Source organism: Photorhabdus kayaii (assembly GCF_025384895.1).
In the GTDB taxonomy this organism is placed as follows: Bacteria; Pseudomonadota; Gammaproteobacteria; order Enterobacterales; family Enterobacteriaceae; genus Photorhabdus; species Photorhabdus kayaii.
In genome coordinates this window covers 1-24232 of the sequence record NZ_JAJAFZ010000024.1, presented here as the reverse complement: position 1 = coordinate 24232, position 24232 = coordinate 1, and the positions used below count along the sequence as shown (strand labels likewise).

Below are 24232 nucleotides of genomic sequence, written 5' to 3'. Positions count from 1 at the left end.
ATATGATATAATAATCTTGATCTCTATTTACCACAAACACTCGTCATTCTTTTAATAAACTTGGGAATACCATTTATGCCATTATATGCAGATATTTCCATGCATTTTTTGTTAACATCAATGATAAAGAAATCACCTTTAAATAGTGCTCCACTGTCATAGACTTTTGCGTTTCCAAAGATATAGGAGGTGTATTCGTCAAGAAAATGTGAATGCCCAACAAAAGCAGCCATAACATTGTACTGTTCAATCAATGATCTAAATCTCTCTTTTTCAGCATAACTGCTATTATCAATAAAATGGTCATACCCATCGTGAAAGTTTAAAACGACTGCTTTTCCTCTTGTTTGAGCAGATTTGAGATCGCTTTCCAACCAATCAAGGGATTTTGTAATATAAACGGTTGGGCTGATATAGTGCTCCAAATTGACACTATAGGTAGGATAGTTTTGCAATTGAACATAATGAATATCACCGAAATCCCATGAATAAGATAAACTGCCTTTCCATGCTTTATTGTCATAGTCATAGGAGAAATTATTCAATACTTTACTATAACCATTTATTCTCTCTGCCATATCAAATACAGCGGATCTGGCGCAGGCATTACGACTGAAATCAAAGCCTTCGGGGTAAGTACAATCATTAACATTATTTGCATAATCATGATTTCCCAATCCCATAAATAGCGGGAATTTGATTTTTGATGTATATATCTCCTTAAGGCTTCTTCTGGTGCTAGCGCGTCCAAACTCGGTAAGATCACCATTAATGATGCCAAAAGCAAGATGATTGCGTTCATAAATAGTATTGATACTGTTTGCTACTTTTCTATTTAATTCTTCCCACGGTTTTTTGTCGGCATTAGGATCGCCTTGTTCAGGATATAAACGCCACGGCTGAGGATCTGACATCACGGCAATTTTATAATTGCTGTTGCCATTAAATTTCTGGGCTTCTGTTTGATTTCCTGCGACAGCGCTACATCCTGATATAGCTAATGCTATGAAAAACACCATGATAGAGAAAATTTTCTTAGCGATAAGATCACTCATAACGGTTTCCTATTTTAAAATTTTAATATGATTTTTTGAGCAAATAAGATATTTAACTCAGTATAATTATTCGGTAAATATTTTTGTTTCAAAACGTTATGATATTAGAGTTGATTATTTAGATTGTCAGTTTTAAAAAAGCTAATGGTTCACATAGGAAACTATATTAAAGCTATCATTCAGGTCAGCTTGCTAAGGGCAGCCAACAAAGAGGCAACTTGAAAGATAACGGGTATAACGTGAAAAGGGGCCGAAGGCGTATAGCCTCGACCTCTATTCATCTCATCATTCATCAACGGTAAAATATTGGCGTAATATTTTCTCTGAACTTTGGGTATCTTCCTTCAGAAAGATAATGTGGGTTTATTTGGCGGTCGGATGAGCTTGAGATTGGCTTCCTTGCCGGGTATACACAATCTTTTTGGCATTATTTTCACAATGCCCAACGATTTTACCACCGGCTTGTTCAATGTGGTCATTAGCAACAATTTCCAATGTAAAGCCAGATTCCGGCACACCATTATTGATAATTTTCTGCGCAATTTGCTCTTTCACGCTTTCGCATGAAGCTTGTGCAGCAAGTGCGAATGGGGATAGGGTAAAGATCAATGCGCTAAATAAAAGCGCTTTCTTCATCTTCATTGTCATCACCTTATATTACGGTCTGATGGGCATACCTGTATTGCTGTCTAAACAACGTTCGGTATTGGGTTCCCAATAAGCATTGATATTGGTACTTTTCATACATGCATCACGAGCATCAATCGCTTTATCGAACTTGTCGAACTCTTTCTCAGCACGTTTATTAACTTTAGTGCGAAGATTCTTTGTTTCATCCCATTGTTCTTTACTTTGGCGGGCGGCTTCTTTATCGAGCACAGAATCTCCGCTACCACTCACTGTGACGCAGGTACTTCCGGAAGTACAGGTTGCCGCCAATGCTGGCGTTTGCCATAACAATGGTATTGCCAGAGCGATAGCTGGCATTGCTTTTAATATCAAAGAATTACAAATATTCATCTTTTATCCTCTTGAATCCTCTTGAGTGTAGAGTAAGTGGAGCCAATTTAGATGGCACAATAAGAAACTATCAGATAGATAAATTATAAGATAGCATTAATATGTTCAACAAATTATCAAGAAGAGTGTAATTATTCATTTCTGTGTACACTAAGCCCGGCAAATGACTGGCAAACTGGCATCATTTCTAATGTATTAATGTTGACATGAGCAGGTAAATTAGCGACCCAAAAAACAGCTTCAGTGACATCTTCGGCGGTTAATGCCTGCGTGCCATCGTAGGTTTTATTCACTTTATCATTGTCGCCTTTAAAACGTACTAAAGAAAACTCAGTTCCACTAACTAAACCGGGTTCTATATCAGTGACTCGGATATTTTTTCCTTGCAAATCTGCTCGTAAGCCCAAACTAAACTGTTTGACGAAGGCTTTAGTTGCGCCATAAACATTTCCACCGGAATATGGCCAACTTGCAGCGGTAGAACCGATATTAATAATATGCCCATGATTTCTTTCTACCATTTGAGGCAGTAGAGCATGGGTCATATTGACAAGCCCTTTGACATTGGTATCAATCATTATTTCCCAGTCATCCAGATTAGCCCGATGAGCGGGTTCTAATCCAAGCGCTAAACCGGCATTATTGACTAAAATATCGATTTGACGGAGTGATTCTGGTAATTGTTCTACAACCTGATTGATAGCGGCCCGATCAGTGACATCAAGTTGAACAAAGTAAAAGTTATCACCCAGTTCAGCTTTTAATTTTTCTAACCGTTCTTTACGGCGTCCAGTTGCAATAACTTTAGAACCGTTTTGAATGAATTTTCTGGCAATTGATTCACCAAAACCTGAAGTTGCTCCTGTCACAAAAACGATCATACAAAACCCCTTTTTTACTCGTACTGTTTCTGTCATCAGTATACCCGTTATCTTTCAAGTTGCCTCTTTGTTGGCTGCACTCACTCACCCCGGTCACATAGTTACCTATGCTCCCGGGGATTCGCTCCCTTGCCGTCGCGATCCATCTTGAAATCCATTGGGTATAAATGGGGTTCTGTATTTTTAGTCAAGAGATGATTGAAGGACTTTCAGTGATTCTCTTTTTATTCTTCAAAAATGATTTCTGGCAGAGGAAGTTGATCATTAATAATTGCATCCGCGATGCGAATTATATCTTCGTCCAATGCACGATCAGTGATCAAAGGAGGACTGATTTCGCGTACTGCATGGTAAAATTTAGCGGTTTCAGGCGCAATTTCACTAATATTGCCGCGAAGATGAATGGCCTGACAAACTACCAGAATTGTCATTGAAACAATATTGCGTAATTTCTGCTCCATCTCTAAAACATCTTGAGCAGCATGCAGTCCTAAACTGACAATATCTTGATTGTATTGTTCTGTGGCGAGGGTATGAATACCTGATGCAGAACAATCATGGCGAATTGCAGCAACTAAAGCGGTTTGAGAAAGTTGGACGCCTTTAAAACCTTGATACATGCCGGGTGTCGGACTAAGTGAATTGGGTAGTCCACGAGAGAAACGGTTATCCATCATAAGGGCCACAATGGCGTGAAGATGATTGGCAATTAAAGCAATATCCAGTTTTAATGCATCCATTGTTCGGGCGACATATTGCCCCATAAAATTCCCACCGTGTAGAACATCGCCATTTTCTGGATCGATCAATGGATTATCATTAGCTGAAATAACTTCCCGTTCCAATATTTTCCGAGCGGTAGCTAAAGATTCTGGCACTATACCTAATATTTGTGGTGCACAACGAATTGAATACACTTCCTGTAAGGTATCATTTAGTCGGGTAACTTCTTGATGACGACAAGCTTTATTGGCTTGTTCTTTAACCCCGGATAATAAATTAACTTGAGTTGAACCTGCCAATAAATCACGCAATGCACTTGCCACCGCTTTTTGACCAGGATGATTTTTTACTTGTTGAATTCGGGCATCATAATGTTCATGAGATGCAAGTAATGCTTCAACAGCAAGGGCTATCGCAGAGATTGAGGCTTTAAATAGTTTTTCCAGTTTAATGACGGTAATTGCACTGATACCGGACATTACCCGTGTGCCGTTAATCAGAGCAAGACCTTCTTTTGCTTTTAACGATAATGGTGTCAACCCTGCGCGTTTAATTGCTTCAGCAGCGTCAATTTCTGCGCCCATATAATAAACTTTGCCGATACCACATAATGCGCGTGCAATATAAGATAAAGGGATTAAATCACCGCTTGCACCCACTGAACCATAGCGAGGAACCAGAGGAACAATGTCATGGTTAATATGATCAACAATTGTTTGAGCGACAACTGGTCTGGTTGCAGACCAACCTTTGCACACAGAAAGTAACATAGTAAATTGTGACGCTTTAATACAAGGTTTGGACATATAGTCCCCAGTGCCAGCAGAAAGAAAAGTTAACAGATTTTGCTGATGCTCTGAGATCTTCTCAAATGGCACAACTAAATTGGCATTCCCTCCAAATCCTGTATTGATTCCATATATAACCTCTCCTGAATTTAATTTTTCCTCTAATTTTTCACGACCATGCGTCAAAAGCTCAGTGATCTCCGTTGATATTTCTACTTTTTTTTGTTTTATCGCAATGTCATAGATATCTTCCAAAGAGATAAGGCCATTTTTATTAATAATAATGGTTGGCTGAACATCTTTAGCTTTCATTTTAATCTCCATATATAAGAATGGTAATAATATTTTGAAGAAACGAACACCCCTAAGGATACAAATTAGTATAGATATAAAATATAAAATACAGTCAATTTGAAATAAAATTAAAACAAATGGTTCGTAAAAATTAATTTACAAATTTAATTGAGGAGGCAATTGTAATAATGGCAATTAATATATTTGCAATTTGCAATTATTTGTTTTTGTTATATGATAATAAATGATCGGTAATATAAATTCCGTTGACATAAATTTTAGTTGACCATTAACAATCAAACAAATAACAATTATTTGTTTTCCTAAGAATACAAACTAGAATGTAATTATGTTACCACGTAAGTAAAGCAATTGGAGTGTTCATCGAAAAATAAACTGATATCTAGTCGAGGTGATTTATGTCAAAAATAATCCAGACAGATTCGCTTAGTGAACAGTCTTATCAGATAGATAATTTCAATCCATCAACTGAAACAATAAATTTTAGTTACACATCGGGAAGAACCGCATTACCAGTCTATAATAAATATGACACACGTAATAAACCTAAAGTTTTTGGTTATTATACAGATTGGTCGCAATATGACGGTAGATTACAAGGAAATCAAGATCCCATTCGTCGAGGTAGAGGAATAGATTTACAGCACCTTTTAGATAATCCTTTTGCTTATGATAAATTAGTTATTGGTTTCTGTGGAATATTAGGTGATGAGGGCGAAAAAAAGCAGCAAATTAAAGAGCAAGCGCCATTATTTGCCCGCACCAATAATGGAGAAGTGACATTCACAGATGCTTGGGGAGATTGCCAATCTTATCAGAATTGTACTTATTCTGGCTGGCAAGATATCCAAATGCCAAGGGATTTTGATCAATCTAAAAGTATGGGCGTATTAGGTGGATTGGCTAAAGTTCAACAAGCTGCAAAAGCTCAAGGCCATGATCTTATTATGTCATTTAGTGTTGGTGGTTGGACCATGAGTAATGGCTTTTATAATATGGTCAGAGACGAAACACTAAAATCCTATTTCTGTTCGAGTTTAGTTGATATATTCCAACGTTTCCCTATGTTTACCGAAATTGATATTGATTGGGAGTATCCGGGCGTTGCTGGAAATGAAGGTAACATGTATGCGCCAGACGATGGCGATTATTATGTTAGTTTAATTAAAGATTTAACTGCTGCTTTTAAAGAAGCAGGGCGTTCAGATATAAAAATAAGCATTGCTTGTTCGGCGGTACCAGAGAAAATGGAAAAATCAAAAATACCTGAATTACTGCAAGTTGGACTATATGGTATTAATGTTATGACCTATGATTTCTTTGGTACTCCGTGGGCTGAAAAGGTGTTACATCACACGAATCTCCGTAATTATCTTGGTGGTGAGAATAGTGTAGAAAAGGCGGTTGAATATTTATTGAGCCTTGGCGTACCTGCATCTGCCATCAATATTGGTTACACCGGTTATTCACGCAATGCCAGAAATACGATTATTGATAGTTATTCTCCATTATCCGGCAGTTATGATCCTGGTTATGTCCCGAAAAAAGAACCGAAGATTACAACAACCGGTTCGTTTGAATCAGGGACCACAGAATGGTACGACACGATATATAATTATCTGGATTTGGAAGAAAAGAGGGGAAGAAATAATTTTGACTTATATACCGATGAAATAGCAGACGCTGATTATCTCTATAATAAGGATAGTCAGTTGTTTATTTCTCTTGATACCCCTCGTTCCGTTAAATCTAAAGCACAATATGTACTAGAAAAGAATCTGGGAGGAATATTTACATGGACCGCAGATCAAGATCGTGGTTTATTGGTCAATGCAGCTAGGGAAGGGCTTGGTTGTGAGTTAATCACGGAAAAAATAGATATGGCACCATTCTATTTCAAGGGTGTTAATGTTGAGCCGGTTGATCCAGTTAATCCAGATACAGGGAGTGATTACCCTGTCTGGGATGCAAATAGGGCATATAATGCCGGCGATAGAGTGAGTTGGAACAATCAAAATTGGGAAGCTAAATGGTGGAGTAGAGGCACCGTGCCAGACGGCGCAGAAACATCTGATGCTTATCCTTGGGTAAAAATTGCATAATTAATTAAACCAAGCCACCAGTATGATCTATGTACTGGTGGCGGGTTGTTTTTATAATAAGTGTATCTAGTAATGATATGGAATTCATTCAGGTATGACAATTTACTCGGAATATTAACGTCGGTATTGATAACTTCGAGATGTATTTCTTCTTATGTTCAAATGCCGTTGTTTCAATGGTGGTATTGAAAAATGTATTACAGCGTTCTGAGCGCTGCGCAGTGAAATTCCAACGATCTCATTAGCATATGCGCGCATTTGTTGCTCATAATCTGAAATTGCCTTGATTAACTCTTCGTGGCCGGACGCTACACGGGCAAGTTTCTGCGTGAGCAAAAGTGCGTCTCGCAGCGCTGTGTTCGCGCCTGAGCCTGTCATTGGCGTCATGTTGTGAATAGCATCCCCAAGTAATGTGACGGTGCTGGATTTCCAAGGTAGAAGATGGGGCATGCTGCGTAAATGTAGCGGAGATATGTTTTCCATATCACTTTGTTTAATCAGAGTATGTAGGCTTGGGTCCCACGGAATCATACGCGATTGGACCAGATCGCAGAGGGTTTCAGCGGAAAAATCGGTGATATTGTCAGGAAAACTATCTGTTGCTGCTACGTAAACCCATACGATAAAATTATCGATTTCTGCTAAGGATGCCTCTACATGGATATTAACTGGGGCACGCCACATAGAGATGAACAACCAGTCGGGGCTTTTAGGTACGATACTATTGGGTGTACCATCCCGGAAATTTTGGGGTAGCGAAGCTGTGAGAGCCGGGGTAAGACGCGCACGACCAATGATCATACTAACACCAACATCGAATCTTTCGATAAAAGGAAGGTATTGCTTACGTACTTTTGAATTGCTGCCGTCTACACCGACAAGGACATCGACATTTTCGTGACTGCCATCGGCAAAGAAAATTTTAATGCCACCGTTTTTAATATGTTCATAACGGACGAATGCTTTGTTCCATTGAATTATGTTTGAAAGCCCTTTGTTTAGTATTTCTTTCAGTTCAATTCTGCTAATTGACAAACGTTGTTCGGAAATAATTTTTCCTGCCATTGGAGAAATACCGCCATGAACGGCGAGAAGACGCATACGTTCATTATAAAACCGTGATTGTCCGCCAATATATCTTGATGCCTCCTCAAAGGTTAGCCAGTTTTCATCCGGGAGGCATTCTTGCAGTGCCTGCTTGCCGAATGTATTAATATGAATTCCATAACCGGGAAGTATGGAGGATTCAGCAGAGTTTCGTTCATATATCGTCACTTTGATTCCATTTTTACGTAATCCATGTGCTAAACATGTACCCCCAATCCCCGCCCCAATAATACCGACGTGCATAATATTTCTCCTGTTATATACCCGTTATCTTTCAAGTTGCCTCTTTGTTGGCTGCACTCACTCACCTCGGTCACATTGTTCGCTATGCTTCCGGGGATTCGCTCCCTTGCCGTCGCGATGCATCTTGAAATCCATAGGGTATAGATATGAACGATTCTGGCTAAATCGTGGTGATTATATCTAATCACAGCCATGACTTTTTTATAGTATTTAAAATAAAAATATACTGTACATCGAAATAGAGCAAGAAAGCTTGGGGTTTTATCTCTAAAAATATTTGGTAAAAAAGTTATGTGTCTGTTTATTAAATAATATTTAATTAAAAAATTGATCGTTTAAATTGATAAAGTGAATTTTTAATGTTTATATTTTATAATTTTTCATAAAATGAATATTTTATAGTGATATGTGTTAATCTAACTTCGTGTTTGTTTTATGTATTCAAGATAACATGACAGTAAATGATGTTTGTGTGAATAGATTAATATTCATCTTGTTTCTATCTTCAACTATTTAAGATATTTATTAATATGATCAGTAATAACTCTGCTATTCTCTAGCAAGTTAAGGGAAAGTTTGATGGTTGAATATTATTTCAGTAGATATATTATCTCCATTAATATTCTGATTAATATGAAATTATTTCCATTCTAATTGAATTTAATATATTTTTCTCCCAATTATGAAATATTTTATTACTCGTTGTCATGAATTTTATGAGGGTGACTTCTATACTATTATTTGTAATCTATTATTCGTGATCATGGGCTATTACTATTGATTTGTCATTTTGTTCGGAGAAATAAATATGAGTAATCAGGACGTCAAAGCGATGTATAACCGATATCCATATCCTAGTTCCGCCATTGGAGACAATCTTATTTATGATATGGCCACGGTGATAGGGCTTATATTTAAGCCGGATTATTTAACGGGAAAATATGTGCTTGATTTAGGGTGTGGAACGGGACATCGTTTGTTAGGGCTGGCAAGTATGTATCCCGATACCCAATTTGTAGGTATTGATATGACGGATAAAGCGTTAGAGGTGGCAGATAAGTTGATATCTTATCATCAGTTGGATAACGTCACGCTAGAAAATAATACGATTGAGAAGCTAACACGAGATAATCAATTTGATGTTGTTGTTTCTACCGGTGTTATCCATCATATGGAATGTCCACAAGAGGGTTTTTTAGCAGCTTCACGTTCATTAAATGAAGAGGGTATCGCGCTAATTTGGTTATACAACGCTATAGGAGAATATGAACGATTGAGGCAGCGGGAACTTTTGCAGATTTTTGTAAAACAAAATCATGCAGAAGAATATTTTTTAAATACTGATTTAATGAATAAGCTGTGCGAAAACTTAAGTCGAAATCAATATGGCGATAGTACAGCTAATCATTTAGATGATAGTGTTGATCAGGTTGCTGTTAATGTGGATGCATTTTTGAATCCTATCGTCAACGCATACAGATATGATGAAATATGCGATTTTTATTATAAAGCTGGCTTTAAGCGTGTGAGATGTTGTGGGTTCAATCGTGAGAACGGTAATAAGCTTTTTGCAGGATGTTGCGATCAATTCAATGATGAATATTTTCTTCAATTTCAAGATTTACTTTTAAATGAACAATTACGTGAAATATTTAATGCTCTTGATTATAACCAAAAGATTCGTGTTATTGAGCTTTTATGGAAGCCAACCGGCATATCTTCGATTGGATTTAAATCTGAAAATGCCCAGTCTTTTGTCAATGATTGGTTAAGAGGGGGAGGGGAGGAATAGCGGTTATTCTCGGAGAGTAAGTTAAGCTTTAGTAAAATGAGTACCAAGCCAGAAACATCCACTTTCTAGTTTCTGGCTATATTTTGCATTGATGAATTCGAGTTAATCGTAATATTCCGGTGCCTTACGGAATATTGGCCAGGCATCCGGATCGTGCCCTGTTACTACAATTGCATTCGTGCGTTTGGCTAGATGTCGCAGTTTTTGCACCGAACTTTTTAATCCGCTAAATCGGCATAACCTCTAACACCAAATTTTGATTTAGCTGATTTTACCGCATCTAAAACCGCAGCAGCCATGACTTCGGCAGCAAGAATACCAACAGTATTCACCGATGAATCCACACCACCTGTTGCCGCTGCAAAAATAGTATCCCCGTCACTCATGGTATGAACAGGGTATATCGTTCTCGCAAGACCATCATGAGCCATCTGGGCAACTTTTTTCATCTGGCTTTTATTCATATTGGCGTTACAACAAATTATGCCAATAGTCGTATTTGCCCCTTGAATGAAATTATTATCTTTATTATTTTTTATAATGTAGGGAATAAGATGACCATTTTTATCACATGCACCTGCAATGGTTTTACCATTTTTAGGGTCTCTGATTTCACCAACAGCATTTACAACAACCATTGCGCCAATTGTCAGCCCGCCAGGTAATTTAACCGATGCTGTTCCAAGTCCACCTTTCATGGCTTTGTCAAAACCGGCCATCTTACCTATAGTGGCCCCGGCGCCGGCGCCAATATTTCCCGATGGAAAAGGGGTTACAGAAGCGTTTAGTGCCGCAAGATAGCCCATTTCAGCGTCAGGACGAACAGCAGGATCACCAAAGTTTAGATCAAAAATTATTGCGGCAGGAACGATAGGTACGATAGCGACACCGGTATCAAATCCTTTTTTTCTTTCTTCAAGATAGCGCATTACGCCAGAGGCGGAATCTAATCCAAAAGCGCTCCCTCCACTTAGCACCACTGCATTGACTTTCTGAACAGTGTTAATGGGATCTAAAAGCTCGGTTTCCCTTGTCCCCGGTGCAGAACCTCTGACATCAACGCCACAAACAGCTCCGTCGTCGAAAATAATGATGCTACAACCGGTTTGCTCCAATTTATCTTCAGCATGCCCAACCTTAACACCCGGTACATCCAAAATTGTTCCATTTGTCTTATACATAAATATGTCCACACCTTGATTTTTAAAGTAATACATTACAAGTTTTAATGTTTATCGAGATGAATCATAGCAAAAGGTGACTAAACAAACTCTTCCGTGTCTCCTGCTGCCAGCGTTTCAAGACGGGTAGGTGATAGTGGAATGCGAGGGGATGGTATTGCCCAATGTTTGATATCGTGGAGAATGGCAGAACAGATTTTTCCCTGACAAGCTCCCATGCCACACCGTGTTGCCATTTTTGCGCTATTCCAATCTTGAAATGGTTCAAGTTCGTTTAAACTTATGTCTTCACAACGACAGATCAAGGTATCGGGGGGAAGTGCCTGTGTGATCTCTCTATTTAATTTAAACGTTTGTGCTATTGCTGTGGCAAAACACCGCCATTTTCTTCGTTTCTGTTGCCATTTTTCAGCTAGTACGTATTTACCACTCGCTGCAAACCCGGCAATAAATCCTTCACACAATGCAAGCTCACTGCCGCCAATACCTGTGCATTCTCCCGCTGCATATACACCAGGTATAGTAGTCTGTTGCCACGCATCTACTTGGATATTTCCTTGTTCGTCCAGCAAGCAACCAAGCAATTGTGCCAATTCCGTATTTGGCCTTAAACCAAAACCGAAAGCTAAACGGGTACAGGGTAATTTTCGTTTTTGCCCTTTATTACTGATATACACACCAGTTAACCTGCCTTCTACCGAGGTTTCCACTCCCAACACCATACTGTTTTTGTAGTAATTTTTAAGTGGCATGAGAGCGATGGCTTGATGCAACTTGTTAGGCCAGCGGAGCAGTCGTAAGCCAAACGAAAATAAGCGGTGTAAAGGCGCCTGTTCAATGATACCGACCACGTTCCCTCCTGCTTTTTTTACTGTTTCGGCAACCGCGAGCAAAAGGGGACCGCTACCTGCAATAACAACACGCTCACCAATCATGGGGAGACCGCTTTTTATCAACGCCTGTAATCCGCCTGCGCCCGTGACACCCGGTAATGTCCATCCAGGAAAGGGAAGTAATTTTTCTTTAGCGCCGGTGCAGAGAATGATACGTTGGTAGTGAACTATTCGGTGCCGACTTGCCGTTTCAACCATTACGCATTGGCTGTCTACTGCAATTACTTTACAACTGGGTAAATAGATCAATGCATCTTCTGATAGTACCGATAGATAATTTTTCGCCATCGGCGGCAATGTATGAAATGGCCCTTGACGCCAAATTTGTCCGCCTGCTTTGGGATTGTCATCAATCAGGATAACGGATTGTTGCCCTTGTATCGCAGCCTGTGCGGTAGCCAATCCTGCCGGTCCTGCGCCAACAACCAGCACATCACAGTGTAATATCGTAGAAAAAGATGGTGTTGCCATGTTCAGATCCTCTCGACTTTCATACCCATTTCACAAACTGTCTGGCACGCTACACGACGGCGACCATTAATCATTAAACGGCATTCCTGGCAGATCCCCATACCACAAAAAGGCACTCTCAATTGATGTGATACAGATATACGGCAATGCTCACTACCGATATAAGCTAGCGCCGCCGCTACAGTAATCCCCGCAGGAACTGTGATCAGTTCGCCATCAATAAACAAAGCAGTAAATGGTGGTTTTTTGAGTGTCATGGTAACCTCTGACGGGCCATAGCAGTGAAACGTGCGGGTTGGTAAGGCAGTGGATCAATCTCCGTTTTTCTGTTCAGCATCAATGCAGAGATGATTTTGGCGCTGCCCGGTGCGGTCGTTACACCTAATCCTTCATGGCCCACAGCCAGCCATAGCCATTCGTAATCAGGATGTTGCCCCAATAGCGGCAAGCCATCTGGAGTCGCAGCACGAAAGCCAGACCAACAACGTAAAATATTCATCTGACCAAGTTGAGGTAAAAAATAAAGTGCGCGCTGGAGCATAGAACGGAGTAGGGAGAGATCAATAGTGTGTTGTTCGTTATGGAACTGGCGTGAAGAGCCAATTAAAAGCTGACCGGTAGGGCGGGCCTGAACATTGAAAGCGATTGACGTACCATCCAAAGTATGTGTACTGGCGCTATACCCTAATTCCACCAGTTGATGTGTGATACAGGTAGGGTAACGATCTGTAATCGCCAGTTGCCCTTTTTTAGGGACAATCGGTAATTCAGGTAACAGATGTGTGCTCCATAGCCCATTTGCTAGCAATATTCTCGGCGCACAATATTTCTTTCCATCACGCAGCACAACGGTCTGAGGCTCTAAGGCGTGCACTTGTCCTGTAATAAACTGAATCTTTTGATTACAGCTAGTAAAAAACCAGTGTACGACATTGGGTGCATAGACAATCCCATCCGCAGGAACAGACAAGCCGCCGGCAATCCCACTCCTCACCATCGGTTCCATCTGATGAATTTGTGTCGCTGTCATCGGAATATTTTCGATTTCATAGGAGGCAAGACGTGCGCTTTTTTCCTCAGCCAGTTCCATTTCGTCCTCTGCATCTGCCAGCCAAAGTGTGCCGCATCTACGCCATGCACAATTTTTTGGCATATGGGGGGTGAATGTTCGCCATATATCTAATGAGTAACTACTCAGTGCCAGTTCCGCAGGATTATCGTCCATACACACGAGATGCCCCATCCCTGCCTGTGTTGCCCCTTTACCACCATCATCAATTACAGCAACTCTCAAACCATCTTGTACCAACTGATAAGCACATGCGGCTCCAATGATGCCAGCACCAACGATAATGACATCCGATATTTGGGGAGGGGTCATACATTGATTCCCCAGACAAAAGGATCGTTATTGGCAATGATTAATTTGTTATCACCGTAAACATGCGCTGTTCCCCGGATCACTGGGGCAATTTTTTGACCAACCCACTGATATTGGGCTTCAAAAACACTTCCAATAATGCTGGATTGGCGCCAAATTTCACCCGGCTGCAATTTTCCATCCGCCGCCAGACAGGCTAACTTAGCACTTGTTCCAGTGCCACACGGTGAACGGTCATAGGCTTTCCCCGGACATAATACAAAATTACGACTATCTGTATCGTTATCAGGAGCGAACAATTCAATATGGTCGATACACTCACCGTTTTCACCGGTTATCCCCGCTTGTTCCAGTGCCTGCCTAACTGCCCAACTGTATTGCGTAAGTTCATCGATATGGTTAAGGGTTAGAAACAGGTTATGTTGACCGATCAGAAAAAACCAATTTCCTCCCCAGGCAATATCTCCATTAACATCACCCACACCTGGCACGTTCACGGTGACATTTTGCTGATAACGATAAGAGGGAACATTATAAACAGACACGGTTTCATCCTTATGGAGCACTGCCTCTACAATCCCAACAGGGGTCTCAATTTTATACTTGCTAGGGTTCAACCAGCCTAGATGATAGAGCGAAGCAATAAGACCCATAGTGCCGTGTCCGCACATGCCTAAATATCCCGCGTTATTAAAGAAAATCACCCCCATATCGGCGTCAGGTACAGTAGACGGACATAAAAGTGCGCCTACCAACATATCATTCCCTTTTGGTTCAAGAATGAGAGCCTTACGCCAGTGATCAAATTCGGCTTCAAAGCGTTGACGCTGTTTGGCAACGGTTCCTTTGCCAAGAGATGGAAATCCCTCGATTATCGTGCGGGTAGGTTCTCCACCTGTGTGTGAATCAATGACGCGAACCATCTGATAATCATGCTTATCTGCCATAAAGCCACCCAATTAACGTATTTTTAATAAATGGTGGCGTAGTATTTCGTTTGTCGCTTGATGAATTTCATACTGCAATATGCTGAAATCAGCACAATGAAAGAATCACTGAATTATCAGTGAGACATTCCAATAAGATAATGAAATGAAAAATTATAAATAAACCTGATAAGGATTATTTCTGTTTTTACCAGAAAATTTATAAATTGATCTATAAAATCAAATAGTTAAATAAGGAAGGCGGAATATAAATAGCTAAACACGAGTCAAAAATCCTATTTTAATGTTAATAGATTGGAGATACAGATGATGAATATATACCGGAACAATGAAAAAAACGGCATTAGCACAAATGGTTATGATGTTTGTAATGTTGAGTTTTTATCGGCGCTTTGTAGTGGATTAGTTAATCACAAACCCAATAACCTGCAAGATATTCTCAATGCGGTTGCCTTAATTACACCATTGTTAAATGCGATTCCCAGTGTGGTTTTCTTTATCAAAGATATCAAAGCACGTTATCTAATTGTGAACCTTACGCTAGCCACACGCTGCGGATTTAAGTCGATCTCTTCGCTACTCGGTAAAACCTCTTCCGAAATCTTTCCTGCTCAGATGGGCAGTTGTTACACCGAACAGGATTTACGTGTGTTGCATCAAGGGGTAATTATCCAAAACCAACTGGAGCTCCATTTTTATCATGGACGTAAAGCAGGTTGGTGCATGACATATAAATTGCCATTGTATAATCAACATAATCAAGTTATTGGTATGGCAGGAATTTCTCATGATTTGATGGAAGTTAAGGAAAATCATCCTGTGTACCAAAAGTTGGCTATCGTTGATGATTATATTCGTGAAAATTTTGATCGAACCATTCGTCTCGAAGAGCTAACTCATTTAACACGTCTCTCGGTTGCTCAATTGGAACGTTACTGTAAACGCATCTTTCACCTGACACCCCGGCAGATGATCCACAAAATCAGAATTGAAAAAGCGTCGGAATTGCTGGCTACGAAATTACCTATTACAGATGTTGCCTTGCAATGTGGTTATACTGATCACAGTGCATTTACTCGGCAATTTAAGGCGTCAACTGGACTCACTCCCAGTGATTTTCGTCAGTCAATAGGATTGGAGTAATTTGCCGTTTTACTAATACTTCCGCTCTTTCGTGATCCAATTTGTTGTACGAGATTGGGTTAATTAATCATATATTTGAGAAGCCAGTCTTTTTACCTGTCATTAGGAATTATCGACTCCATCAAAGCCTCTCAGCTTTAAGTTTGCCATTCCTATTATGCTGATTTCGTCATTGTTCACTGTGAAAAGTCACAAGCTTCTCAGTAGTGAAATCGCCATCATTCCACTAAAACCAATGAATCACATTTTATTAACAAAATAAAAACAATTTGCATTTTAAATGACGATCGAAAGGATAGAGCTATGAGCAAGAGAAAGGTTAGCTGGCAGGGGGTTTTCCCGGCAGTGACGACGCAATTTAACCCCGATTTTTCCATTAATTTGGACGCCACACAGAAGGTAATGACGAACCTGATTAAAGATGGGGTTTCCGGTTTAGTCGTCAATGGCTCTGTGGGGGAAAACACATCTCTGTCTATGAAGGAGAAGCGTACTATCGTTGAACTCGCAGTAGATGTTGCTGGTGGGCAAATTCCCGTTCTTTCGGGTATCGCAGAATTGACAACCGATAATGCGTGCAAAATGGTTGCTGAATGCCGACAGGCAGGGGCTGATGGGGTGATGATCATGCCACCTCTGGTTTATACTCCAACACCGAAAGAAAACAGGGAGTATTTCCGTACAATTTCGACCTCTACCGATTTACCCGTCATGCTATATAACAACCCTCTGCTGTATAAAAATGATATTACGCCGAAAATTCTGACGTCTCTGGCCGATTGCGAAAATATCGTTGCATTTAAAGATTCATCAGGCAATACCCGGCCTTTTAGTGATATTCCCAACGAGGCAGGCGATCGCTTCATTCTTTTTGCCGGTTTGGATGACGTCGTTTTAGAGTCAGTCGCAGTGGGCGCAGAAGGTTGGATTTCAGGTATGTCGAATGCCTTTCCTCGGGAAGGAGAGACTTTATTCCGTCTGGCTAAACAGAAACGTTATGAAGAAGCTCGGGAATTGTATCGCTGGTTTATGCCTCTGTTGCATTTGGATTTCCGCCCTGATTTGGTGCAATGCATCAAACTGTGTGAAGAAATGGTTGGCCGTGGTAGTGCCATTACCCGTCCACCGCGTTTACCACTTGAAGGGGAAACATTGGTTGAAGTACGCGCCATTGTAGAAAAAGCTCTCGCTAATCGTCCTTCATTGCCTGATGTAGGTCTCTGAATTGGGCTGTAACTTGTTTCTGATACCCTCGGAGGAATCGTTATGTTGGAACATTCAGGTATGCAGTTTATTGGGGGGCGCAGGCAAGCAGAGGGAGAACGCTGTTTGCACAGCCAGCGAGCGGTGGATAACTCACCAATAGGTTATGCGTTTTATCAGGCTACACGACATGAGGTCGATCTCGCCGCCCAAGCGGCAGCCGATGCATTTACCCGTTATAGCCAGACATCGTTAGAAGAACGTGCTGTTTTTTTAGATAAAATTGCCGATGAAATTGATGCTCTCAGTGATGACTTTATTACCCTTGTATCAGAAGAAACGGCTCTGCCTCCAGCTCGACTTCAAGGTGAACGGTCGAGAACGAGCGGGCAAATGAGGCTGTTTGCCACGCTGTTACGCCGTGGTGATATTCATGCTGCCCGTATTGATACTGCGCAACCTGAGAGAAAACCGCTTCCCAGAGTTGATATTCGCCAGTGCCATATTCCTCTAGGTCCTATTGCGGTTTTTGGCGCCAGTAATTTCCCTTTGGCTTTTTCAACTGCTGGTGGTGACACGGCGTCAGCATTAGCGGCGGGCTGTACCGTTGTTTTTAAAGCACATAGCGGTCATATGGCTACCGCTGAAGCCATAGCAGAAGCGATAGAACGCGCTATTATCGCCACACAAATGCCCGCAGGTGTATTCAATATGATTTATGGCAATAGCGTGGGAGCAGATCTCGTCAAACACCCAATTATTCAAGCCGTTGGTTTTACCGGCTCACTCGCTGGTGGGCGTGCACTGTTTGATATGGCTATGCAGCGACCACAACCTATTCCGGTTTTTGCTGAAATGTCGAGTATCAACCCGGTCATTGTGCTGCCAAACGCCTTAGTACAGCGAGGAAAACAGATCGCCCAAGAATTGGCAAATTCATTCACATTAGGTAGCGGGCAGTTTTGTACCAAGCCAGGCATCATCTTGGGTATTCGTTCACCAGAATTTGATCAATTTATTGCTCACTTGACGCAGGAGATCACGTTTCGTCCGGCACAGTCAATGCTAAACCGTGGCACATTACTCAATTACCAAAAAGGTATTCATCAACTGGATGATGAACCCTTAATGACACGGTTAGCCATTGGCGAACATCATGAAAATCAGGCAAGTGCGATGTTGTATCGCGCAGATATTGCCTTGTTGTTGAATAAAAATGCCCTGTTACAAGAGGAGGTTTTCGGTCCTGTTGCTATTGTGGTCGAAGTCGAAAGCCAATATCAGCTTTTACACGCAATTGACTGTTTGCAGGGGCAGCTTACCGCTACCTTGATTGGTGAGCACGATGAATTAGCGAATGCACACGAGCTCAGTCAACGATTACAAAACATTGCGGGCAGGGTGGTTGTCAATGGCTACCCAACAGGCGTTGAAGTCTGTGATGCCGTGGTTCATGGCGGGCCTTACCCTGCGACTTCGGATGCAAGGGGGACTTCAGTTGGTACACTGGCCTTCTGGCGTTTTCTGCGCCCGGTCTGTTTCCAAAACTATCCCAAATCCTTACTTCCCCCCGCACTGCAAGACCATAATCCGTTAAATATTTCTCGATTAATCAATGGGGTAATGAGTCGGGAAGTATTGTAAAACGCGCAGTGACTCCACGTTGACGTATATCAAATAAGAAACAGAAAAAGGCGAATAATTATGGCGCTATACGAAGCCTCTTCACGACCAAAATCCGGTTCAGGGCAGGGTAAATTTAAGAAACAGTTAACACTCACGGATTTAACCTTCATTGGCTTAGGGGCTATTTTTGGCTCTGGCTGGTTATTTGCGGCCAGTCATGTGTCTGTTATTGCAGGACCGGCAGGGATTTTTTCTTGGGTGATTGGCGGTATTGCTGTGCTCTTACTCGGTATTGTTTATTGCGAGCTGGGCGCGGCACTGCCGAAATCAGGTGGTATTATCCGCTATCCGGTGTTTTCTCACGGTGAACTCATGGGATATTTAATGGGTTCTATCACCTTAATTGCGTTTTCCAGCTTAATAGCCATTGAAGTCGTCGCCGCTCGACAATATGCGGCGGCGTGGTTTCCATTTCTGAGTCAACCTGGTTCTGGTGATCCGACACTGACAGGCTGGCTGGTTCAATTTATTTTATTAGCATTTTTCTTTTATCTTAATTACAACAGCGTGAAAACCTTTGCGAAATCCAACAATATTATTAGTATTTTCAAGTTCATCGTTCCGCTGCTCGTCATTATTGTCCTGTTTAATTATTTCAATCCGAGTAATTTGCAAGTTCACGGATTTTCTCCTTTTGGGGTATCGGGTGTTGAAGCTGCGGTTTCAACGGGGGGCATTATCTTTGCTTATCTTGGTCTAACGCCCATTATTTCTGTCGCTGGTGAAGTGGAAAAACCCCAAAAGACAATTCCTATTGCCCTCATTCTGTCTATTTCACTGTCTACGGTTATTTATGTTTTATTACAGTTAGCTTTCCTTGGCGGGATACCCTCTGATTTACTCTTCGGGGGCTGGAATAACATTGGGCAATATTTTTCATTGCCGTTTCGTGATATAGCCTTAATCCTCGGAGTGGGGTGGCTCGCTTTTTTGGTGGTATGTGATGCGGTGATCTCTCCAAGCGGTACTGGGAATATTTATATGAATGCCACTCCCCGTGTAGTTTATGGTTGGGCAAAAAGTGGGACGTTATTTAATGTGTTTACCCATGTTGATGAAAAATCGGGGATACCACGTCCTGCACTTTGGTTGACGTTTATTCTTTCTGTTTTCTGGACATTGCCTTTTCCTTCATGGGAAAAACTCATCAGTGTTGTTTCTGCGGCGTTAATTTTGAGCTACGCATTAGCGCCAGTAACCGCTTCTGCCTTACGCCGTAATGCCAGGGAGATAAAACGTCCTTTTTATGTTAAATGGTTTGCGCTCGTTGGCCCGCTTTCTTTTATTATTTCCGCTTTCATTGTTTATTGGTCTGGTTGGAAAACCGTTTCCTGGTTGCTCGGATTACAAATTGTCTTGTTCTTTATCTACTTGTTATTCAAAAATAAAGTTCCTATAGGCAAAGTAAGTTTGCGCCAACAGATAACTTCGGCCCTGTGGTTGATTAGTTTTTACAGTGCCATGATCATTCTATCCTATTTAGGAACATTTGGCGGTAAAGGCATTATTCCTGCACCTTGGGATATTGTTGCAGTAGCAGTGATCGCTCTAATCGCCTTCTATTGGGGAACTTTTAGTGCTTTACCCAATGCTATTTTACCAACGGAGGATGAGGATTAGTGCTGATGGAAACTCATTGAGGCATGGACATCCTTGTCCACATTGATGCCGATAGCTTTAAATAAGCTCATCATAAATTCAGATCAATAGTTACAAAAATGGAGATGAGCATAGATTCATTCTAGCCGAACGTCCTCATTTTCTGAAAAATTAAGCACCTTCTGCAATGCTTGCTGCTTCAGGAACCTCAATTAATTTTCCTGACCTCACATCATATATGTACCCATATATGGAGATATTTGCGGGGACAAGAGGGTGGGTACGAATACGATGAATATCTTCAACTACGCTATCAACTTGATTGTTAATGGTAAGCCATTTGATATATTTTCCCTCAGATGATCCTGTACCGTTGCCGACATCTTTAAATCCCTCTTCCGTCATTATCGCGCTTTCCAGGCTGCTTTCTAGCAGATCGCCCATGATATTGTCTGTAAAAAGCTCCATCCCACAATTAGTATGGTGAATGACAAACCACTCTTTTGTGCCAAAAAGTTTATAGGAAATGATAAGTGAACGAATGGCATCATCACTGGCTCTTCCGCCTGCGTTACGAATAATATGAGCGTCACCTTCAGATAAACCTGCAAATTTTGCTGGATCTAACCTAGCATCCATACACGTCAATATGGCAAATCGTCTGACAGCAGGTAAACCAAGGTTTTTTTTATCACCAAAAGTTGCTGCATATGCAATATTAGCGTCACTTATTTCTTTGATAACACAGCTCATCCTTCCTCCCTTCATATTTTCCGGTTTAATAAATTATGATATAAAACAAAGATATAGATAAAAAATCAACTTCTTGATAAAGCTAGGACATCCATCTAGATAAATGAATATGAGGCTGAAAATACAGATATATAAAAAAAACTTATGAAAAACTATATACTCGTATCCTTTGTACTGGTCAAGTAAATCGTCTGTATGCACTTATGCACAAGAGCAGCGAGCTATAGGTTATTACTCTGCCAATGGAAGCTAAATTTCAGACAGCCGGTCATATAAGTGGGGTAGGGAAGTATTGTATTATTCAGTAATACATGAAGAGGCGAATTTATGGCACGAGTAACTAGTGTTACCCTTGGTGAACATTTCAACGGGTTCGTTGGTGATATGATCCAATCTGGTCGTTATACGATACAGCAATTTGGTCAAAACCAGGCGAGGCGTTATCACGATGAACTACTGAAAAGAACTTTCGAGCTACTAGCGACATCTCCATTAGTTTGCTGCATCACGGCGACGCAGGCGTTTATTTCTTATTTGGTTATCATGGTGCGCATAATGTATATTATGTTAAATAACCTTAGATGATAAACAACTTCACATAGACTCGGTGATTTTTGACATCCCTCCCTTTTCCAGTGTTACGGTGGATAGCCTTCCTCCTACCTAATATGTTGTTACCCTCCTCTCCTACTTTTCTGGATGAACACACTGGTATTTTTTTGAGGCTCATGTTTAGTTATGTTTGACGATTAACCTTAATGTTTTTATTTGGTAGTCATATAATTACGATAAAAGTACTTATTCAGGAATATTATAATTAATAGATATAGCATTTGAAGGCAATAATTATAAAAAGAATTTTTTACCATGATTATTCTCAAAAAATAATGAGTGAAAATGTTTGATGTTAATCACATTAATATCATCCAGAGTCAGGGTAGTTGACATTATTACCAGAAAATCCATCCGGCGTGAGTGGGTGAAATATAAACGATCTCAATTGTCAGCGCCGACTTGCCCTTATTTAAAACACCACCAGATTGTTACCTTTCCAGATTAAACATGTGAGATAAATCATAAATTCCAGAGAGGTTAAATATACTGGCATTAAAGATAGTTTCATGAAAAACTATAGGAAAATAAATTATCATTATATATTAGATTTGCCATTTTTGATTTCTGCTACTATTATGGTAAATGGAATTTGGGTTTCCAGCCTAATTCCACCTAGGATGAAAGATACAAGCAGTTTTTGAATTTTAAAATTGTAACATCATCGATGTGGTGATTTAGATTTTGCATGCATTATCACATATGATTTTGGTAAATAATACGTTTAAATATGTAAATTCTGAAACTATTTAAGGAGAGTTTTATGTTCAAGAAATTATTAACAGTTGGGGCATTAGCAACAGCATTAATCGGAGGAATTGGGACTGCATCGGCAATTGGTGATTGTCCGACCCAAGTCGTAGAAATAGCAGGCGCAGATAGTTCTGGTTTGAAGTATAAAATAACTTTGCGTAATCCCACTAACAATTTTGCTAATGTATTTACTCGGTATGAGTCTAATGTTAATAAAACGATTAAATGGTATTTTAAAGGGTATTATGGAGAGTGTTATGAGGGTAACAGGAAAGTTCACGCTGCTTACTATGAAGGTAGAGAAATTTAAAATTATACCGAAAGCCTCTTATTAGAGGCTTTTTAGAACACTGACAATATAATGGCAGTTAGGTTTCTAATCTAAGATGAAAAATATAAGCAGTTTTTGAATTTTAAAATTGTAACATCATCGATGTGATGACTTAGATTTTGCATGCATTGTCACATATGATTTTGATAAGTAATATGTTTGAATATGTAAATTCTGAAACTATTTAAGGAGAGTTTTATGTTCAAGAAATTATTAACAGTTGGGGCATTAGCAACAGCATTAATCGGAGGCATTGGGACTGCATCGGCATTTAGCGGATATGAAAACTGTGTAAATGATCAAGGATTTTCTAATGGGAAACCTGTTAGATCTGTTGTTCATGCTGAGGACCGTTTTGCCGATAGATTTAATGAAGGAAATGGAGTTACATGGCGTTTAAAAAAATCTAAATATTGTGGTAATGGACTATATGTTGCTTACTATGAAGGTCAAATAGATAGATAAAACCTCATTGTAGACTTTTTCATAAAATTGACAAACCTCGTTAAAAATAACGGGGTTTTTGCTTTTTTCATGAAAAATAATATTTCCTATTTTTCCTTTATTGGCTACGTTGTTTGAATCAATCTATTTGAATGTCAATAGATCTTTATTAAACCGATTTATTCTTCGAAGAAGAATACCTTATCCATAACGCAATAAATATCAAAATAATAGAAAAAACCGATACAGACAGAGTAAGTTCCTTAAAAATAAACCTGCTTATATTTATCCCTGATACCTCCCAGGATAAAAACAATGCTACAGGGCATGTTAAAAAACCTGAGATAAACCCAATAACAATTAAATGGTAAAGTTTTCTTTTGTTCTTCTTTTGCATAATAGGGTCCAACTTTTTCTGATATCGCCAATACTTCATGGTGAGGTAAAATAATCCTAATAATGAACTGAGATGCTGTAGAATTTTATATATACTTACCCCCTGCCCATTGGTAATGGAATGTAAAATGCGGAATTTTAATAGAGGAATTAGCTCGACAAAAAAACCTTTATCGTGTGTGAATGCATCCCAGACAATATGGGTTACAGCTCCTAGAAATAACGACAGCACAAAAACAACTCCGTCCTTATAACCCTGTTTTTCATAACGAGTAAAAGGTATTGGGAAAAGAACGGATAAAGGATATGACAAAAGACGTACAATTAAAAATATCAATAGACATAAAGGAAATGCGGTATAAAACCATCCGGGTAAGTGATGCGCAGTAGTTGCTACATCATATAACCCAACA

General features: G+C 40.1%; 24 protein-coding genes. 9 read left to right on the top strand and 15 right to left on the bottom strand.

Annotation, left to right across the window (positions count from 1 at the left end; all coding sequences use genetic code 11):
- Nucleotides 1–23: 23 nt before the first annotated feature.
- From LGZ98_RS11070 to stlA, 6 genes are all read right to left on the bottom strand, one after another.
- Entirely contained in the window at nt 24–1055 is a 1032-nt protein-coding gene (locus LGZ98_RS11070) for a metallophosphoesterase (RefSeq protein ID WP_113040571.1), read from the bottom strand.
- Between the two features lie 363 nt (nt 1056–1418).
- Nucleotides 1419–1691, bottom strand: a complete 273-nt coding sequence (locus LGZ98_RS11065) for a DUF1161 domain-containing protein (RefSeq protein WP_191214686.1) — start codon at nt 1689–1691, stop codon at nt 1419–1421.
- Between the two features lie 21 nt (nt 1692–1712).
- Nucleotides 1713–2075 carry a DUF1283 family protein gene (locus tag LGZ98_RS11060; protein WP_113040569.1) on the bottom strand — a complete coding sequence of 121 codons (363 nt, stop codon included), beginning with the start codon at nt 2073–2075 and terminating at the stop codon, nt 1713–1715.
- A 131-nt stretch (nt 2076–2206) separates the two neighbouring features.
- A complete protein-coding gene (gene ydfG, locus LGZ98_RS11055) occupies nt 2207–2956 on the bottom strand; it encodes a bifunctional NADP-dependent 3-hydroxy acid dehydrogenase/3-hydroxypropionate dehydrogenase YdfG (protein ID WP_113040568.1) in 750 nt (249 codons plus the stop codon).
- Nucleotides 2916–3053, bottom strand: coding sequence for a hypothetical protein (locus LGZ98_RS11050; RefSeq protein ID WP_228902209.1), 138 nt, complete (start codon nt 3051–3053; stop codon nt 2916–2918). Before LGZ98_RS11050 ends, ydfG begins: the two co-directional genes overlap by 41 nt.
- A 127-nt stretch (nt 3054–3180) precedes the next feature.
- Complete coding sequence (gene stlA, locus LGZ98_RS11045) at nt 3181–4779, bottom strand: phenylalanine ammonia-lyase StlA (RefSeq protein WP_113040567.1); 1599 nt, start codon at nt 4777–4779, stop codon at nt 3181–3183.
- A gap of 401 nt (nt 4780–5180) precedes the next feature.
- Between stlA and LGZ98_RS11040 the strand changes: the two genes are divergently transcribed.
- Complete coding sequence (locus tag LGZ98_RS11040) at nt 5181–6884, top strand: glycoside hydrolase family 18 protein (protein ID WP_113040566.1); 1704 nt, start codon at nt 5181–5183, stop codon at nt 6882–6884.
- A gap of 114 nt (nt 6885–6998) precedes the next feature.
- Here the strand turns inward: LGZ98_RS11040 and LGZ98_RS11035 are convergent, their stop codons facing one another.
- Nucleotides 6999–8234, bottom strand: coding sequence for a stiblene epoxidase (locus LGZ98_RS11035; protein WP_262978088.1), 1236 nt, complete (start codon nt 8232–8234; stop codon nt 6999–7001).
- Nucleotides 8189–8422, bottom strand: coding sequence for a hypothetical protein (locus LGZ98_RS11030; protein ID WP_262978087.1), 234 nt, complete (start codon nt 8420–8422; stop codon nt 8189–8191). The genes LGZ98_RS11035 and LGZ98_RS11030 overlap by 46 nt, the downstream gene beginning before the upstream one ends.
- A gap of 620 nt (nt 8423–9042) precedes the next feature.
- On the opposite strand from LGZ98_RS11030, the gene LGZ98_RS11025 reads away from it, so the two are divergent.
- Nucleotides 9043–10026 (top strand): class I SAM-dependent methyltransferase, encoded by a 984-nt coding sequence (locus LGZ98_RS11025; RefSeq protein WP_262978086.1) that lies wholly within the window; start codon nt 9043–9045, stop codon nt 10024–10026.
- Between the two features lie 218 nt (nt 10027–10244).
- Here LGZ98_RS11025 and LGZ98_RS11020 read toward each other — a convergent pair whose 3' ends face one another.
- The 5 genes from LGZ98_RS11020 to LGZ98_RS11000 form a co-directional block, all read right to left on the bottom strand.
- A complete protein-coding gene (locus tag LGZ98_RS11020; protein WP_262978085.1) occupies nt 10245–11207 on the bottom strand; it encodes a P1 family peptidase in 963 nt (320 codons plus the stop codon).
- A gap of 80 nt (nt 11208–11287) precedes the next feature.
- Nucleotides 11288–12571, bottom strand: coding sequence for an FAD-dependent oxidoreductase (locus LGZ98_RS11015; RefSeq protein WP_262978084.1), 1284 nt, complete (start codon nt 12569–12571; stop codon nt 11288–11290).
- A gap of 2 nt (nt 12572–12573) precedes the next feature.
- Nucleotides 12574–12828 (bottom strand): (2Fe-2S)-binding protein, encoded by a 255-nt coding sequence (locus LGZ98_RS11010; RefSeq protein ID WP_113040562.1) that lies wholly within the window; start codon nt 12826–12828, stop codon nt 12574–12576.
- Nucleotides 12825–13952 carry an NAD(P)/FAD-dependent oxidoreductase gene (locus LGZ98_RS11005; RefSeq protein WP_262978083.1) on the bottom strand — a complete coding sequence of 376 codons (1128 nt, stop codon included), beginning with the start codon at nt 13950–13952 and terminating at the stop codon, nt 12825–12827. Before LGZ98_RS11005 ends, LGZ98_RS11010 begins: the two co-directional genes overlap by 4 nt.
- Nucleotides 13949–14899 (bottom strand): 4-hydroxyproline epimerase, encoded by a 951-nt coding sequence (locus LGZ98_RS11000; RefSeq protein ID WP_113040560.1) that lies wholly within the window; start codon nt 14897–14899, stop codon nt 13949–13951. Before LGZ98_RS11000 ends, LGZ98_RS11005 begins: the two co-directional genes overlap by 4 nt.
- A 306-nt stretch (nt 14900–15205) precedes the next feature.
- Here LGZ98_RS11000 and LGZ98_RS10995 point away from each other — a divergent pair, with 306 nt between their 5' ends.
- The 4 genes from LGZ98_RS10995 to LGZ98_RS10980 all read left to right on the top strand — a co-directional run bounded on the left by LGZ98_RS10995 (nt 15206) and on the right by LGZ98_RS10980 (nt 20551).
- Nucleotides 15206–16042 carry an AraC family transcriptional regulator gene (locus LGZ98_RS10995; RefSeq protein ID WP_113040559.1) on the top strand — a complete coding sequence of 279 codons (837 nt, stop codon included), beginning with the start codon at nt 15206–15208 and terminating at the stop codon, nt 16040–16042.
- 303 nt (nt 16043–16345) lie between these two features.
- On the top strand, nt 16346–17266 hold the full coding sequence (locus LGZ98_RS10990; RefSeq protein ID WP_262978082.1) for a dihydrodipicolinate synthase family protein: 921 nt from the start codon (nt 16346–16348) through the stop codon (nt 17264–17266).
- A 42-nt stretch (nt 17267–17308) separates the two neighbouring features.
- Nucleotides 17309–18889, top strand: coding sequence for an aldehyde dehydrogenase (NADP(+)) (locus LGZ98_RS10985; RefSeq protein WP_262978081.1), 1581 nt, complete (start codon nt 17309–17311; stop codon nt 18887–18889).
- 60 nt (nt 18890–18949) lie between these two features.
- The gene (locus LGZ98_RS10980; protein ID WP_262978080.1) at nt 18950–20551 is read left to right on the top strand and encodes an APC family permease; all 1602 of its coding nucleotides are present in this window, start codon (nt 18950–18952) and stop codon (nt 20549–20551) included.
- Between the two features lie 150 nt (nt 20552–20701).
- On the opposite strand, the gene LGZ98_RS10975 is transcribed toward LGZ98_RS10980, so the two are convergent.
- Nucleotides 20702–21283, bottom strand: coding sequence for a beta-class carbonic anhydrase (locus tag LGZ98_RS10975; protein ID WP_262978079.1), 582 nt, complete (start codon nt 21281–21283; stop codon nt 20702–20704).
- 327 nt (nt 21284–21610) lie between these two features.
- Between LGZ98_RS10975 and LGZ98_RS10970 the strand changes: the two genes are divergently transcribed.
- The 3 genes from LGZ98_RS10970 (at nt 21611) to LGZ98_RS10960 (ending at nt 23444) form a co-directional block, all read left to right on the top strand.
- Complete coding sequence (locus LGZ98_RS10970; protein ID WP_228902570.1) at nt 21611–21868, top strand: type II toxin-antitoxin system ParD family antitoxin; 258 nt, start codon at nt 21611–21613, stop codon at nt 21866–21868.
- 790 nt (nt 21869–22658) lie between these two features.
- Nucleotides 22659–22958 (top strand): hypothetical protein, encoded by a 300-nt coding sequence (locus LGZ98_RS10965; protein ID WP_262978078.1) that lies wholly within the window; start codon nt 22659–22661, stop codon nt 22956–22958.
- Nucleotides 22959–23177: 219 nt separating this feature from the next.
- Nucleotides 23178–23444, top strand: coding sequence for a hypothetical protein (locus LGZ98_RS10960; protein ID WP_262978077.1), 267 nt, complete (start codon nt 23178–23180; stop codon nt 23442–23444).
- 148 nt (nt 23445–23592) lie between these two features.
- Here LGZ98_RS10960 and LGZ98_RS10955 read toward each other — a convergent pair.
- A partial coding sequence (locus tag LGZ98_RS10955) for a DUF4184 family protein (protein ID WP_262978076.1) occupies nt 23593–24232 on the bottom strand: 640 nt, incomplete at its 5' end.

Coding starts and splice junctions, on each gene's coding strand:
- LGZ98_RS11005 (WP_262978083.1), bottom strand. CDS start 13,952: ATGACCCCTCCCCAAATATCGGATGTCATTATCGTTGGTGCTGGCATC.
- stlA (WP_113040567.1), bottom strand. CDS start 4,779: ATGAAAGCTAAAGATGTTCAGCCAACCATTATTATTAATAAAAATGGC.
- LGZ98_RS11040 (WP_113040566.1), top strand. CDS start 5,181: ATGTCAAAAATAATCCAGACAGATTCGCTTAGTGAACAGTCTTATCAG.
- LGZ98_RS11020 (WP_262978085.1), bottom strand. CDS start 11,207: ATGTATAAGACAAATGGAACAATTTTGGATGTACCGGGTGTTAAGGTT.
- LGZ98_RS10965 (WP_262978078.1), top strand. CDS start 22,659: ATGTTCAAGAAATTATTAACAGTTGGGGCATTAGCAACAGCATTAATC.
- LGZ98_RS11065 (WP_191214686.1), bottom strand. CDS start 1,691: ATGAAGAAAGCGCTTTTATTTAGCGCATTGATCTTTACCCTATCCCCA.
- LGZ98_RS10995 (WP_113040559.1), top strand. CDS start 15,206: ATGATGAATATATACCGGAACAATGAAAAAAACGGCATTAGCACAAAT.
- LGZ98_RS10970 (WP_228902570.1), top strand. CDS start 21,611: ATGGCACGAGTAACTAGTGTTACCCTTGGTGAACATTTCAACGGGTTC.
- LGZ98_RS11015 (WP_262978084.1), bottom strand. CDS start 12,571: ATGGCAACACCATCTTTTTCTACGATATTACACTGTGATGTGCTGGTT.
- LGZ98_RS10975 (WP_262978079.1), bottom strand. CDS start 21,283: ATGAGCTGTGTTATCAAAGAAATAAGTGACGCTAATATTGCATATGCA.
- LGZ98_RS11035 (WP_262978088.1), bottom strand. CDS start 8,234: ATGCACGTCGGTATTATTGGGGCGGGGATTGGGGGTACATGTTTAGCA.
- LGZ98_RS11000 (WP_113040560.1), bottom strand. CDS start 14,899: ATGGCAGATAAGCATGATTATCAGATGGTTCGCGTCATTGATTCACAC.
- LGZ98_RS11025 (WP_262978086.1), top strand. CDS start 9,043: ATGAGTAATCAGGACGTCAAAGCGATGTATAACCGATATCCATATCCT.
- LGZ98_RS10985 (WP_262978081.1), top strand. CDS start 17,309: ATGTTGGAACATTCAGGTATGCAGTTTATTGGGGGGCGCAGGCAAGCA.
- LGZ98_RS11060 (WP_113040569.1), bottom strand. CDS start 2,075: ATGAATATTTGTAATTCTTTGATATTAAAAGCAATGCCAGCTATCGCT.
- LGZ98_RS10980 (WP_262978080.1), top strand. CDS start 18,950: ATGGCGCTATACGAAGCCTCTTCACGACCAAAATCCGGTTCAGGGCAG.
- LGZ98_RS11070 (WP_113040571.1), bottom strand. CDS start 1,055: ATGAGTGATCTTATCGCTAAGAAAATTTTCTCTATCATGGTGTTTTTC.
- ydfG (WP_113040568.1), bottom strand. CDS start 2,956: ATGATCGTTTTTGTGACAGGAGCAACTTCAGGTTTTGGTGAATCAATT.
- LGZ98_RS10960 (WP_262978077.1), top strand. CDS start 23,178: ATGTTCAAGAAATTATTAACAGTTGGGGCATTAGCAACAGCATTAATC.
- LGZ98_RS10990 (WP_262978082.1), top strand. CDS start 16,346: ATGAGCAAGAGAAAGGTTAGCTGGCAGGGGGTTTTCCCGGCAGTGACG.
- LGZ98_RS11010 (WP_113040562.1), bottom strand. CDS start 12,828: ATGACACTCAAAAAACCACCATTTACTGCTTTGTTTATTGATGGCGAA.